Source organism: Nostoc sp. (assembly GCF_036916985.1).
Taxonomy (GTDB): Bacteria; Cyanobacteriota; Cyanobacteriia; order Cyanobacteriales; family Nostocaceae; genus Nostoc.
In genome coordinates this window covers 83857-99392 of sequence record NZ_JBALFD010000004.1, presented here as the reverse complement: position 1 = coordinate 99392, position 15536 = coordinate 83857, and the positions used below count along the sequence as shown (strand labels likewise).

At 44.1% G+C, this 15536-nt stretch carries 4 protein-coding genes; all 4 read right to left on the bottom strand.

What is annotated here, in order from left to right; translation table 11 throughout:
• Window positions 1-916 precede the first annotated feature (916 nt).
• Window positions 917-2494: a long-chain-fatty-acid--CoA ligase gene (locus V7L07_RS00810; RefSeq protein ID WP_335054162.1), complete on the bottom strand. Its 1578-nt coding sequence runs from the start codon at window positions 2492-2494 to the stop codon at window positions 917-919.
• Between the two features lie 405 nt (window positions 2495-2899).
• Window positions 2900-8281, bottom strand: coding sequence for an SDR family oxidoreductase (locus V7L07_RS00805; RefSeq protein WP_335054160.1), 5382 nt, complete (start codon window positions 8279-8281; stop codon window positions 2900-2902).
• 10 nt (window positions 8282-8291) lie between these two features.
• Window positions 8292-15095, bottom strand: coding sequence for an amino acid adenylation domain-containing protein (locus V7L07_RS00800; RefSeq protein ID WP_335054158.1), 6804 nt, complete (start codon window positions 15093-15095; stop codon window positions 8292-8294).
• Window positions 15092-15490 carry an acyl carrier protein gene (locus V7L07_RS00795; RefSeq protein ID WP_335054156.1) on the bottom strand — a complete coding sequence of 133 codons (399 nt, stop codon included), beginning with the start codon at window positions 15488-15490 and terminating at the stop codon, window positions 15092-15094. Before V7L07_RS00795 ends, V7L07_RS00800 begins: the two co-directional genes overlap by 4 nt.
• Window positions 15491-15536: the final 46 nt, after the last annotated feature.

Sequence of the window (15536 nt, the reverse complement as noted above, 5' to 3'; positions counted from 1 at the left end):
ATTGCAAATTTGCTTGCGAAGCGCAAATTATTTTTGCTGGTGGTTACTTTTTAGCCGCTTTTTTGGCTCAAAAGCCCGAAATTCCGATAAACAGAACATTTATCTAGCAGAAATTACTACCAACTAAATTGGTAAAAAGTAGCGTTTAATACAGTACAAAATTTTGCGGTTCTCAGGCAAATTGCAGTCAATCTTCTAGATAAAGACAAGCGCGTGAAACTTGGGATAAAAAATAAATAATTTCTGGCTGCAATGGATGACAAATATTTAGCAAGAGTTTTAGCCTTATATTAGCTAAATAAAGTATATCAAAACTTGAACTTAATATTTTACGTAAAAGTTTCGCTATTTCTCCAGATAAGCATACTTTTCAGGTCACTTCAGCGTTAGCGTTCGCGGAGCGTCTCGTAGAGAAGCTCGCCGTAGGCATCGCTCTGATGAGAAATCTCAGCATTACTCAAAAACTCAGTGTCATCAGCTCCATCTCGATGCCCTTGAAGAGATACTCCTTCATCCTCAAGCTAATAAGTTAACGATTTATCCGACATTAAGATGGGTATTTCAATGTTTTCAGGGAATTCATCTTTTGACCTTAAATGGTGTTAGTCAAATTGTTAATTTCACATCAGAACGTAGTTTGATTTTGAATTGTCTGCTATCATCTTGCCTAAAATATTATCTGCTTTCTTAAAGTTAACAACTTTTGGAAAGTGAAAAAATGATCAACATCGAAGGAAAAGTAATTGCTCTTCAAATTTTTATTGCTTACATAACCATCAAGTCAGAAGTGTTTGATGATTTATTTTCATGCTGTAGATTCTTTCAGTACTACGACTCTGAATCATCCTAATTTTTTTGCTTTTCTCTTGACATAATCTCTTTGTACTTCAAGTTGAAGTGTGGAATATGGGATATATCAATTAATATGACGTTGATAGCCTTGCCAATATTTTTCCCGAAGTTTACCCTTTTGCAATTTACCACTTGGTGTCCTTGGTAAGGATTCAGTAAACTCAACACTTCTAGGTAACTTGAAATCGGCAAGTTTACCCCTAACAAAATTGATTATATCTAGCGCCGTTGCCTTCATCGGAGCTTTTAAAACGACAATAGCTTTAATAGTTTCTCCAAAATCTTCATCGGGAACACCAATTACCGCTACCTCCGCTACTGCTGGATGTGCGTATAAAATATTTTCAATCTCTGCCGGATAGACATTCTCACCGGCATAGCAAATCATATCTTTAACGCGATCGCAAATATAAATGTAACCTTCTTCGTCAAAATAGCCTGCATCACCAGTATGAATCCAGCTATCTACCAAGGTGTTTGCCGTAGCTTCGGGTAATTTCCAATAACCAATCATGTTTGCAGGCGATTTGATCCAAATTTCACCCACCTGACCGCCAGAGACTTCTTTACCCTCACTATCTAAAATGGCTACAGATACACCGGGAAAAGGTTTACCTGTTGATTTGAGTCTTTCTGGATGTGCAGAGGTTTCTTGGGGAGCAAATAAACATACAGCACAATTTCCAGTTTCAGTCATACCATAAATTTGGACAAAGTTGCAGGAAAATGTGGACAGGGCAACTTTCAGTAATGATTCAGCAATGGGAGAACCCCCATAAACAATGTGTCCCAGTGAAGAAAAATCTGTTTGTTGACACTGAGGTTCAGCTAACAGAACTTGAATCATTGCCGGTACCATACAGGTCTTGGTAATCCGATATTTTTCAATTGCTTTCAGGACCTCTATACCGTCAAAAGTTTCCAGCAAAATGTTTTCCGCACCAGTAGCCAAACCACGAATAGCCCACCATAAACCCCCGATATGAAAAAAGGGTAAAAGCAGCAAGCTCTTATCTGTTTGACTCCAACCTATCCAACTTTTACCTTGTTTAACAAACTCTTTGGCGATCGCAAAAAAACTGTAATTTGCCAATTGGACACCTTTAGGTCGTCCAGTGGTTCCACTAGTATACATTTGCACAGCAACATCATTTGAACTAATAGCTATATCAGGTTGAACATCACTATGTTCCTGATACCAACGATCGTAAGTTAGCCAATTATCTTCAGCCTTTTCTAAGGCAATGAAGATTTTAACACCATCAAGTTGATTCTTAATAGTTTCCACCAACGCCTGAAATTGAGAGTCAACAAAAATAACTTCAACATTGGCATCTCTAAGGATGTAGCTGACTTCCGTCGCCGCTAATCGCCAATTAATAGGAACCAAGACAGCATTTATCTTGTTACAGCCAAATAATATTTCATAACTCTTGAGTGAATCTTTCGCTAATATTGCCACCCGTGACGTAGCTCTAATTCCTTGCGCTAAAAGTGCATTAGCAATGCGATTACTTTGTGTATCTAGCTGCAAATAGGTGAGTGCTTTATCCTTGAATACCAATGCCTTAGCGTCTCTTAATTGGCAGGCTTGCACCCGTGGTATATCTGCCAATGTTGTCATTTCATCGTGATATATCATTGATATTTCTCAAAGATTTACTTGTTTTTTTCAATTGCCTGTGCCTGATTGAGGCTGACCCTTAGAGGATGTTTGAAAAGCCCTGGCGACTAGAAGTCGCGGCTATACAGACAAAACCCACCTCCGTGGGTTAAAAAACCCTTGATTTTTCATGGTTTTCCTGTAGGCGGACTCCGTTTCTGTAGTCATGAATTAGAGGATGTTTGAAAAGTATTGGGCGAATAGAATGATGCCTCTGGTACGCCAAGGGCGAACGCTACTACACAAACGTTCACGTAGCGTCTTGCAGAGAAGTCCACTAATATAAAATCAAGGGTTTTTAACCTGCGGAGGCAGGTTTTGTCTGTGTAGCCGCGACTTCCAGTCGTCAGGGCTAGTAATAAATTAGCCTTTTCAAACATCCTCTTATATTCGCCCAATACTTTTTAAACATCCTTTTAACCGTTCAGCTAAAACTTGGACATAGGGTTTCCCGATTATGGTATAGTGATTGCCTGGTACAACATGAATCTCTACTTCTTTAGTTGTCAGCTGACCCCAACCCATTGTCGGGTCTTGATAGTCTTGAGCAAATTGTTCGCTGGCTTTAAAGAGTGTCACTCGCTCTCCATAAACTGACGGTAAGTAGCTTTGCATAGCCCGAAAGTTGGTTTTAAAGACATGGAAAAGATGGCGAATAGGGAGATTGGCTATTTGCTCTTGCTCAAGGAGGTAGGCTAGCCGTTGCTCAGGGCTTTGTTGCTCTAAGCGCTCTACAGAAAAGTCTGGATATTCTAAGGACTGACCAAGGATATCTTGCACAAATCTGCTCAAAAGTGTCACATCATCTATGTCTGTAGGTTCCGTACTACTAATCGGAGCTATGGTATCAATCAAAGCGAGCAAGGCGATCTTTTGCCCTTGGGCTTGCAACTGAGTCGCCATTTCAAAGGCAATAACACCTCCCATTGACCAACCTCCTAACAAGTACGGGCCTTGGGGCTGTAAAGTTTGCAGTGCTTGGATATAGCGAGTTGCCATGATTTTGATGTCAGAGCAAGGTTCTTGTTCCCCATCTAAACCGGCTGCTTGCAGCCCATAGAATGGTTGATTGGGGTCTAAATATTGTGCGAGATTTACATAGCAAAGGACACCTCCACCAATTGGGTGGACGCAAAAGAAAGGCTGTTTTGAACCGAGTTGAATCTTGACCAAAGGAGAAGCAATTCGCTGGTCTATAGTTTCAACATTTGTTCCTGAAAAAACAGTAGTGTGCTGGCTCTGAAGTTGTGCAACTATCTCTGCCAACTCAGCTATAGTATCTGCTGCAAAAAGGTTGTCTAAGGAAATTTTTACCTGTAATACATCGTGCAACTTGGATAGGATATGGATAGCTAACAGGGAATTTCCCCCTAACTCAAAGAAGTTGTCATAAACTCCCACTTGCTGGATACCAAGAAATTCTTGCCAGATCGGGGCAATGGTTTGCTCAATTTCGTTACGGGGCGCAACATAGGCATTACTCAGTTGCGGACGTGGGTGTGTCGGTTGGGATAAGTTAGCTTTTATGGAAGCATCAGTGGTTATTGCTAATAAGGAAAGATCCAGATCAATCTTAGTCCTTAAATCTTCAGTAGATACTGCAACTCGCGGGAATGTATTTTCCAAAATACGCATAAAAACATCTATTCCCTCTTTGGGTAGCAGCCCATTTTGCATATACCGATTTGCCAGAATACCATATTTATTGGCAGCTTGCTTTACTGCCTCTACTGACATACCAACTTCTTGCCAATCATCCCAGTTAATACTAACTGTGAATGTGCCATCTTGAGACGTTTTGTAATAACAAAAGGCATCCAGAAATTCATTGGCAGCACTATAGCCCACCTGACCAAACTTGGTTTTATATAGGATTGAACTCAGAGATGAAAAAAGAACCAAAAAATCCAGTTTAATATGGTTCAAAAGCTGATTAAGTACTAATGTTCCCTTCACTTTCGCTGCTAGAACATTGTCTGTCATTTCTTTGGTTCTTCTGTGAATCACACCTGCATAATCAGCCACTCCAGCAGTATGAATCACACCATTGATCTGACCAAATCGCTTTTGAGCTAGAGCGATCGCATCTGCCATTTGTTGTATATTTGCGACATCGGCGCTGAGTACCAAAACCTCGGCTCCTAGCTTTTCGAGTTCCTGAATTTTCCGAATCTGGCAACTGATGTTGTCCTGTTGATCGTGAGTGGCTAGCCATTCCACCCATTCATGGACATCGGGAAAAGCTGAACGTCCTAACAGTAGCAGTTTGGCTCTGACAGTTTTTGCCAGATGTTCCGCCAACACAAAACCGATACCACCGAGTCCACCTGTAATTAAATAGACTCCTCCTTCCCTTAACCGCGCTGCGCCTCGCTCCAATCGGACTGGTTCAAAAGTTTGTACCCAGCGATGAAGCTCACGGTAGGCAACAACTATGTCAGTAGATTTTGCTCTCAGTTCCCAAAGTAACTGGTCTATCAGCTGCTCACCTTTAGTAATAATAGGAAGGACAACATCAATGCTACGACAGCTGATATTGGGGTATTCTTGCCCAATCACCTTAACAGAGCCGAGCAAAGTCGCTTTTTCTGGACACAAATCCTCAACTCCGGTCACTGCCTGTATATGATTAGAGACAACTATCAGTTGCAGTTCATCGGTAAAATTTTTTCCCAGAGCTTGCGCCAGAAAGTTGAGACTGTGTAGCCCTAAATCTTGAGCCTGATCAACCCATTCAAGTCCTGATGCTGTTTGACTGTTGTCTGTAACGCTCCAAAAATGAACAATTGTTTGAGGAATCTTGCCTTGTGTCACCAATTCATTAATTAAAGCTTCGTAGTCATGAGGTTGTTGAGGATTGAGGGTATATACACCATCCCTAGTAAATTTTGACCCCATTTGTACAGCGATCGCATCTATGCCATCTTGTTGCAGCCATTTGACAATTTGGGAGCCTAAACCGCACTCATCAACAAACACCAGCCAGCATGACTTTGGTGAATAGTCAACCCGCCCTGGTGGTACAGATTGTTTCCAAATCGGAAGATAAAACCAGTCGGCGATATCTGGCTTTTTGTGCAGTAACGCTGTTAACTGTTTTTGGGGTTCAATCCAGTAACGCTGACGCTCAAAGGGATATGTGGGCAAAGGCAGGCGATAAGGTTGTTCGTGGGCATAAAATCCAGACCAATCCACTTTGACACCAGAAAGCCAGAGCTTGCCCAATGTAGTTAGTAAAAATTCTACATCTGATTCTCTGTCTTGGGGATGGCGTAAGGAAGTTAATATAACCTGCTGTGCTGTGTTCTCTGGATGTTGTCTGGCTAATGTACTTAAAGTCCTTCCCGGCCCAACTTCTAGTAAAATTTGCTCTGGTTCTTTCAACAACTGTTGCAGTCCTTGGGCAAAGTGGATCTTTGAGCGCAAATGCTTTGCCCAGTAGCTTGGATCTGTTGCCTGTGTAGCTGTAATCCAGGTGCCAGTAACATTCGACAGGTAGGGAATCTGTGGGGGCTTCCGGCTGACTTTTTTCACCAGTTCCATGAATGGCTCTAAAATGGGTTCCATCATCTCTGAATGAAAAGCATGGGAGGTGTGTAAACGACGACACTCTACCCCTTGAGAGGCTAGTTGTTTCTGTAATGCCTCTACAGCACTTGTGATTCCTGAAACCACACATAGAGATGGCCCATTAATGGCAGCCAAGGAAAGTTGTTTGCCGAGCAGAAGTTGCACTTCTTTTTCTGGTAGGGGAATGGCAAGCATGGCTCCCGGTAGTAATTGCTGCATTAACTTTCCCCGTGCAGCCACTAACATTAAAGCATCTTCCAGAGAGAAAACACCTGCTAAAGTTGCTGCTACATATTCACCAATACTGTAACCAATCATAGCTTTGGGATGCACCCCCCAAGACTGCCATAACTTAGCTAAGGCGTATTCTGTGACAAAGAGTGCTGGCTGGGCAATGGCAGTCTGTTCTAGTTCCGAGGGTGTCATTTGTTCGCTACGATATAGTAAATGACGCAAATCTAACCCCAATTTGGGTTTGAGGATTTCTGCACAGTCATCAACTACCCCTTGAAATGTCGGCTCAGTTTGGTATAATTCCTGACCCATATTTACATATTGCGCCCCCTGCCCTGAGAACATAAATACTACAGGTCGCCCTTGGGATTCTGACGCACTGGTGAAAATTCGTTTTGGGTCTAAAGTTAAGAGGGCGATCGCTCCATCTTCCAAGTTGTGACAAACTAACATTCGTCGATGGTTGAAGACCCTGCGACCAATTTGGTAGGTATAAGCCACATCAGCAAGGTTAAGATCGGAATGCTGCTTTAAATACTCGCCCAAATTTGCCGTTGCCGTATCGAGTGCCGAAGAGGTTTTGGCGGATAGCAGTAACAATTGCCAAGGTCTGGAATGTCTAGATGGGATATCTGGGATTTCTACTTCTTCGAGAACGATATGTGCATTAGTGCCGCCAATGCCAAAAGAACTGACTCCAGCTCGACGAGGACTGCCATTTGTTTTCCATTCAGCAAGGGAAGTATTGACGTAAAAGGGACTGTTGGCAAAATCAATTTTCGGGTTGGGTGCTTGAAAATGTAGGCTGGGTGGTAGACACTTGTGTTTGAGGGCTAAAACCGTCTTGATCAGGCTGGCAATACCAGATGCAGCATCCAAATGTCCGATATTTGTTTTCAGTGAAGCGATTGCACAAAAGCCCTTATCCTCTGTCACAGTGCGAAAAGCCTGTGTCAGCGCGGCGATTTCAATGGGATCGCCCAGTGCTGTCCCGGTTCCGTGAGCTTCTATATAGGTGATGGTTTCTGGTGCAACTGCGGCAATGGTCATAGCTTCTGAAATCACTGCCGCTTGACCATCTACACTGGGCGCTGTGTAACTAACTTTTAGAGAACCATCATTATTAATTGCTGAGGCTTTAATAATAGCATGAATGCAGTCTCTATCGGCTAAAGCATCTTCCCAGCGCTTCAAGACAACGATTCCCATACCATTACCGCCAATTGTCCCTTGAGCTTGGGCATCAAAAGCTCTACAGTGTCCATCTGGTGAAGCAATTCCCCCCTCTTGATATAAATAACCAATCTTCTGTGGAACCCTGACGGAAACGCCTCCAGCCAAAGCTATGTCGCATTCCCCATTGAGCAAACTTTGACAGGCGAGGTGGACAGCAACTAATGAAGTGGAACAGGCAGCTTGAACATTAACACTCGGCCCAGTTAGGTTTAATTTATAAGAGATGCGTGTTGGTAAAAAATCTTTATCATTTGCCAGTCCGATTTGGAAAATATTCACAGATTCCCAAAGCTTTTGGTTTGGTAAAATGTTGAACAATAAGTAAGTGTTCATGCTAGCACCAGCGTAAACACCAATAGCCCCTTGATATGTTTCTGTATTGTAACCAGCACTTTCCAGAGCTTCCCAAGCGCACTCCAAAAAGAGACGCTGTTGTGGGTCTATGATTTCAGCTTCTCTGGCGTTCAAGCCGAAAAACGCCGCGTCAAATAGTTCTACACCTTCTAAAATAGCACCAGCTTTTACATAGTTTGGGTTATTGAACATGGCAGGGTCAACACCTGAAGACTCCAGTTCTTGATCGTCAAAAAATGAAATGGACTCTACCCCAGAACACAAATTTTGCCAAAAGGTATTGAGGTCTTTAGCTCCAGGAAAACGACCGGACATACCGATAATGGCTATTGCTGATTGATTGATCGAATTATCTGAATGCACGTCGTCCATTTGATGATTCTCACTGTTTTTTCGTTGATCGAGATTTTTGTCTCAGTTGACTTTGTTGATTTACGGCAGTTCGACGCACCAGACGGTTTTCAGATCGGTCTTGGCGAAGCACAACAGCAGGTTTTTCGCTTTGTTCTTGACTTAAATATTCAGCTAAATAGCTGATAGTTGGGTATTTAAAAAGGTCAACAATTGATAGCTCTTGGGCAAAAATTTCTCGCAATTTGCGATGACTCTGAACCAGGAGTAATGAATGACCCCCCAGTTCAAAGAAGTTGTCATGAACACCAACCTTTTCTACCTGAAGCAACTCTAGCCAAACAGCAGCAATCAGACGCTCGGTTTCGTTCTGGGGTGCTATGTAAGCCGCTTCCACATTCGGGCGAATATCTGTTGTCTGCAATGCTTGGCGGTTGACTTTGCCGTTAGGTAAGAGTGGCAAGTTATCTAGGATCACAAAGGCAGAAGGTAACATATAGTCGGGCAACTTCTGGTTGAGGAAGCGGCGCAGTTCAGTTACACTGGGTTGCTCCTGTTTGGGAACGATGTAGGCAACAAGGCGTTTGTTACCCGGTTCGTTTTCGCAGGCAATAACTACTACTTCTTGCACTTGGTGATGTTGACTTAAAACTGCCTCGATTTCACCTAGTTCAATGCGGAAGCCGCGAATTTTCACCTGATGATCAATCCTACCAAGTAACTCAATGTTGCCATCACTGAGGTAACGTGCTAAATCCCCAGTTTTATAAAGGCGAGCAGAATCTGAGAATTGCTTTTCTTTCGCTCCCCTGCTCCCATGCTCCTCTGCTCCTCTGCTTCGACCGAAGGGGTTGCGGATGAATTTCTCTTCGGTCAAATCGGGGCGATTGAGATAGCCACGAGCTAAACCGACACCACCGATGTGTAATTCTCCCGTAACACCAATAGGTACTGGTTGGAGATAGTGGTCTAGGATGTAGATTTGTGTGTTGGGAATCGGACGACCGATGGGGGGCTTCTGACTACTGTCGCTGATTTCAGCTATTGTGGTGCAAACGGTCGATTCAGTTGGCCCGTATGCGTTAAATACACGGCGGTTACAAGACCATTGCGCTACCAATTCTTTTGATACGGCTTCTCCCGCCACGATTATATTCTGCAAGCTGGGCAAATCATCAGTAGGCAGAACTGCTAGGGCTGAGGGGGGAAGCGTCACATGAGTAATGGCATGGTGATGTAACAACTGGATTAAATTTGCACCGGGGAGCAAAGACTCTGGCGTTCCCAGAACTAACATTGCCCCAGAACAAAGGGTCATAAAAATTTCGGAGACGGACGCATCGAAGCTCAAGGAAGCAAATTGGAGAACACGGCTATTTGCAGAGATATGAAATAATCGGATCTGTGCCAAGGCTAGGTTGCATAATCCCTGGTGGGTGACTAAAACCCCCTTGGGTTTCCCTGTAGACCCAGAAGTATAAATTACATAAGCTAAGTTATTAGTCTTAGCTCCACTGACTACATTTTCCTGACTAAATTCGCCAAAGTCCCTATCCAAACAGACCACAGGCATTTTCGGAAATCCAAAGTCTACCTGGGACTGGGTAAGTAGCACCGACACCTGGGAATCATTCAACATATAGTCTAAGCGTTCTTGGGGATATGTTGGGTCTAGTGGCACATAAGCACCACCTGCTTTCAAAATCCCCAGTAATCCCACTACCATATCTAAAGAACGCTCAACGCCAATCCCCACAAGAACTTCTGACTCCACGCCGAGAGTTTGCAAATATTGTGCCAGTTGATTGGCGCGACTATTTAACTCACGGTAGGTTAAAACAGCATCTTCAAACACCACCGCCACTGCATCGGGTGTCTGTTCTACCTGTGCTTCAAATAATTGATGGATACATTTATAGCAGGGGACTGGGGACTGGGGACTGGGGACTGGGTTGAAAGTCTGTTTGTATAAGGTTTTATCATCAGTTAATGTCCTAACCTCCTTGTCCGTTGCTATATCAGTGGGATACTCTGTCTCGGTGTGATTCCACTCCACTAACAATTGATGTCGCTCCGAATCAGTGAGCAGAGGTAATTCCCTAATTGACTGCTGGGGATTTGCGACAATTGCTGCCAGCATAGTCTGAAAATTAAGTCCCATCCGGGCAATAGTATCTGCCTCAAACAAGTCGCTGTTGTATTCCCACCACCCCTGAAGTCCCTGTTCAGTCTCTCCCATTGACAAGGTTAAATCAAATTTGGCTGTAACATTCTCGATCTCTAAGGGGGTGAGATGCAAACCAGGCAATTCCAATTTCTTCATGGGTGCATTCTGCCATGCAAACATCACCTGAAACAGGGGACTATGGCTGAGATTACGTTCTGGACTACAAACTTCTACCACTTGTTCAAAGGGGACATCTTGGTGTGCATAAGCTTCGAGGGCTACTTGCCGCACTTGAGTCAACAACTCAGAGAAACTGGGATTCCCTTTGAGATTACTACGTAGTACTAAGATATTGACAAAAAAGCCAATAAGTGGTTCTATCTGTTGATAGTTGCGATTAGCGATCGGGACACCGATGGGAATGTCATCTTGACCACTATAACGGGAAAGCAAGCTCACGAAAGCCGCCTGTAAGGTCATAAACAGAGTCGTTTCTGACTTTTGGCTGAGAGTTTTGAGTTGCTGAGTCAGTTCTGGATCGATCTGAAATTTCCAGATGCTACCTTGGGAAGTCTGAACCGGAGGACGCGGTTTGTCTAGGGGCAGTTCTAACAGGGGTGGCGCATCAGCTAACTGCTGCTTCCAATAGTTGAGCTTGGCTTCATAGACTTCCCCACGCAACCACTGCCTCTGCCAAACGGCAAAGTCGGCATACTGGATGGGTAAATCTGGTAAGGGGGAAACCTCTCCCAAGGCAAAGGCTTGATACAGAGTAGACAATTCGTGGATGAATACCCCCATTGACCAACCATCAGAGACAATGTGGTGCATGGTTAACACCAGAATATGGGAGTCTTCACCTAGTTGCAAGAGACTTAGCCGCAGTAAGGGACAGCTATTGACATTAAAGGCTTTTTGTGCATCTAAGTTGATTAACCGTTGTATATGGGCTGATTGTTCATTTTCCTCAAAGCCTTGTAAGTCCACAACTGTTAGAGTCACGGTAGCCGTGGGGTCAATGACTTGTACGGGAGTATCATTCACTAACATAAAGCTGGTACGCAGGACTTCGTGACGTTTCACGATTTCGGCGATCGCTTGCTCAAGGGCTACTATTTTCAGCTTTCCAGTCATCTGTAGGGCTGCGGGCATATTGTAACTGGCACTTTGATTCTCCAGTTGGTTGAGAAACCAGAGTCTAGCTTGAGACCATGAAAGGGGTAGGTCTATATCCCTTGGCACTGGTTTGATTGCTGATGTCATCACTCCTGAGCCAGTTTGGAGACGAGTCCAGATTAACTCGTTTAGTTCCGCTACCGTTGGAGATTCAAATAAGCAGCGCAGGGGTAACTCGACTGCAAAAGTCTCCCGCAATCGAGAAATAACTTGAGTGGCTAGTAAAGAATGCCCCCCTAGTTCAAAGAAGTTATCGTGGATGCCGATGATTTCTAGTCCCAGAACTGTAGCAATGATACTAGCTATAACTTCTTCGGTAGGAGTACGGGGTGGGACAAAGCTATGATCCCCATTCAGTTCCATTGGTGCTGTGAGGGCGCGGCGGTTTACCTTGCCATTCGGGGTTAGAGGTAATGCCTCTAAGCTGACAAATGCTGATGGCACCATGTAATCGGGTAGCTTCTGTTTGAGGAAGCGGCGCAGTTCCGTTATATTGGGTTGCTCTTGTTTGGGGACGATATAAGCAACAAGGCGCTTATTACCTGGTTGGTCTTCGCGGGCAATAACTACTGCCTCTAGCACTTGGTGATTTTGAGCGATCGCTGCGGCAATTTCGTCTAGTTCGATGCGGAAGCCGCGAATCTTCACCTGATTATCAGTCCTACCAAGCAACTCAATGTTACCATCACTGAGGTAACGTGCTAAATCCCCAGTTTTATAGAGACGTTCAGAAGAGGCAGAGAGTCCAGAATACACCAAATGCTCCCCTGCTCCCCCGCTTCCTCGAAAGGGATGAGGGATGAATTTTGACTCAGTTAAATCGGGGCGGTTCACATAGCCACGAGCCAAACCGACACCACCAATATGTAGTTCCCCCGAAACGCCAATGGGTACGGGTTGGAGATAACGGTCTAGGATATATATTTGGATATTAGCAAAGGGATGTCCAATGGGTACTAGCTCGTCAACGGGCAGATTGACCCCAGGGTTTTCATAATAGCAACTGTCAATGGTGGCTTCACTAACTCCATAGGAATTAATTAAGCGAGTTTCTGAACCACACAAATGCTGAAATTCTTGATATTCTTTGACATACCAGCTATCGGAACCGACCACCAACAACCGCAGGAAGTGGAGATTCTGCTCGGTTTTTTTGAGATATTCCATCAAGTTCCGCAACACCGCAGGAACAAACTCGGCACAATCAACCGCTTGCTCACGCATCAGCCCATATATCTTTTCTGGAACCAATAACGACTCTTGCGGACAGAGAACTAACTTCCCACCAGAACAAAGCGATCGCACCAGATCCCCGGCAAACACATCAAAAGAGAAATTAGCCATTTGTAGATGACTACTGGTTCTGGTGTGTAACTCATAGGCTTGTTCCCAAGCAAAATAGGCATTAACCAGACTGCGATGAGCGATCGCCACTCCTTTGGGTGTTCCTGTAGATCCTGATGTATAAATGGCATAGGCTAAATTTTCCGGTGTCACCTCACTAATCGGATTCTCCCCACTGTTACCAGAGATCGCCCCCCAGTCTGCATCCAAGCAGACTAGATGGGCGTTGTGTTTGGGCATCTGTGCCACCAACTTCTTCTGAGTCAATAACACCGATATCTGCGAATCTAATAACATGAACTCCAATCGCTCTGGGGGTAATTGCGGATCTAACGGCACATAAGCCCCACCCGCTTTGAGAACCCCTAACAATGCCACCACCATCTCACAGGAGCGCTCAACACAGATACCTACAAGCACCTCTGGTTTTACTCCCAGTCCTTGCAGGTTGTGTGCTAGTTGATTGGCTCGGACGTTTAATTCCTGGTAGGTCATCTGCTGCGTAGCAAACACTACAGCCACCGCGTCAGGAGTCTGTTTTACTTGAGTTTCAAATAACTGATGAATACACTTGTTTTGAGGATACTCTACGTGAGTATTGTTATACTCAACCAGCAAACGATGTTGCTCAGTTGCTCTCAGTAGAGGCAACTTTGAAATTTGCTGCCCAGGATCGTCTACAATCCCCTCCAGTAAGGTTTGGAAATTGCCTGCCATCTGGCTAATTGTGGTTGCATCAAATAAGTCAGTATTGTATCTGAAGGTGCCAAGAAGTGATTCTGTCGTCTCTACCATGTTTAAGACTAAATCATTCTGACCTTCTTCCTGGGGGATTTCAAATGGCTCTAGTGATAAACCTCCCCAATCTGCGATCGCTTTGGCTTTGCTTGACATCGATAAACCGATGACTTCAGTAATCTGCTGCAACTGTAATAGATTAAATGAAACTTGAAAAAGTCCTAATTGGCTGTGATCACGTTTGTGTTGTAATCTCTCAACCAATAAAGGAGAGGGATAATCTTGATGCGCCAGTGCAGCTAATACCGTGGAGCGCACTTGACTGAGAAATGCAGAAAAGCTGGGATTGCCCGCAATATTGACTCGCAAGGGCAGCATATTTACAAAAAAGCCCACAATTGAGTCAAATTCCGACCGACTCCTGTTATTCACTGGAGATCCCACCAGAATATCTTCTTCACCTGTGTAGCGGTGAAGCAAAACTACAAAAGCTGCCAGGAAAGTCATGTAAAGGGTAGCCCCCTGAGCTTTCGCAGTTTCCCTGAGCTTAGAGGTGAGTTCTGTGGTAAAATTGAAGGTATAAGAAGCTCCCTGATTGTTGGAAATTGGCGATCGCGATCGCAGACTTGGTAGTTTTAGCACTGGCAACTCACCAGCTAACTGCTGCTCCCAGTAGCGCCAAAGTTCCTCTCCCACAGGAGTTGCCAGCATTTGGTGTTGCCATTGCACAAAGTCTTGATATTGCCAATTGACGGGAGGTAGAGAAATCTCTTGACCAAGATTTTCTGCTTGGTACAGCAAGCGTAACTCATCTAGAATAATTCCAAATGAGAAGCCATCGACAGCAATATGGTGTATTGTCAGTAAAAACACATAGTCTTCTGGAGAGCGAGTAAACAGATTTACCCGCAACACAGATCCTTGTTCTAAATCGAATGGTAGCCGATAGGCGGCGATCGCTCTTTTAGTTAACTCATCCCAGTTCCAAGTTGCCGCGTTGGTTTCTTCAAAACAGACTTCTTGGTATTCATGAACCTTTTGCCAGGGTTCAGCCTTTCCTTGACCAAATTTAGTCCGCAGTGTGGGATGGCGAAGGATCAACTTCTGGCAAGCGCGTTGTAAAGCGGGGACATTTAAGCCAGAGCGGATGCGGACTGTAAAGGCCAGATGGTATGCTGGACTCTCTGGTGCCAACTGGTACAAAAACCACAAACCTTGCTGACCGTGAGAAAGGGGATAAGATTTGGAGGAGCGTAGTAACTGGAGAATTTCTGTCTTATATTGCCTAATTTTATTCAGCAGTGTGGGAGTTAATACGTCTTTGTGGCCCTGATAAAGCAGTCTCTCCCCATCAATTGACAATTTTACATTTTGCTGCAATAGGTCTTGGAGAAATTCAACTAAATTCATATCTCACCCTTCAACCAATCATCATCATTTGCATCTATCAAGGTGGCTTTTTGTTCATCCCAGCTTGGGATATGTGATTGACCAACTGAAGCACTCACTTCTATTGCCAAACTAACAACACTGGAATCTTCCATGAACTTGATAGCAGATACATCTACTTTTAAGTCAGTTCTTAACCGATTTCTCAATTTCACAGCTATCAAGGAGTCAATTCCCATGTAATTAAGAGGCTGCTGTATATCTAGTTGGGATGCACTGATCCCTATAGCTTGAGCAATTTGCTCTTGAATATAAGTTGTTAGGAGTGCTTGACTTTCAATTGCAGTCCCTTGTGTCAATCTTTGTAAAAGATCGTGTTGTTGTATCAAGATTTGGTCTGCTTCTGTTTCGCCCATAATATTGGAGTGCATGGAAGACGCAAAGTTTTCCTGTTTGGTTAAG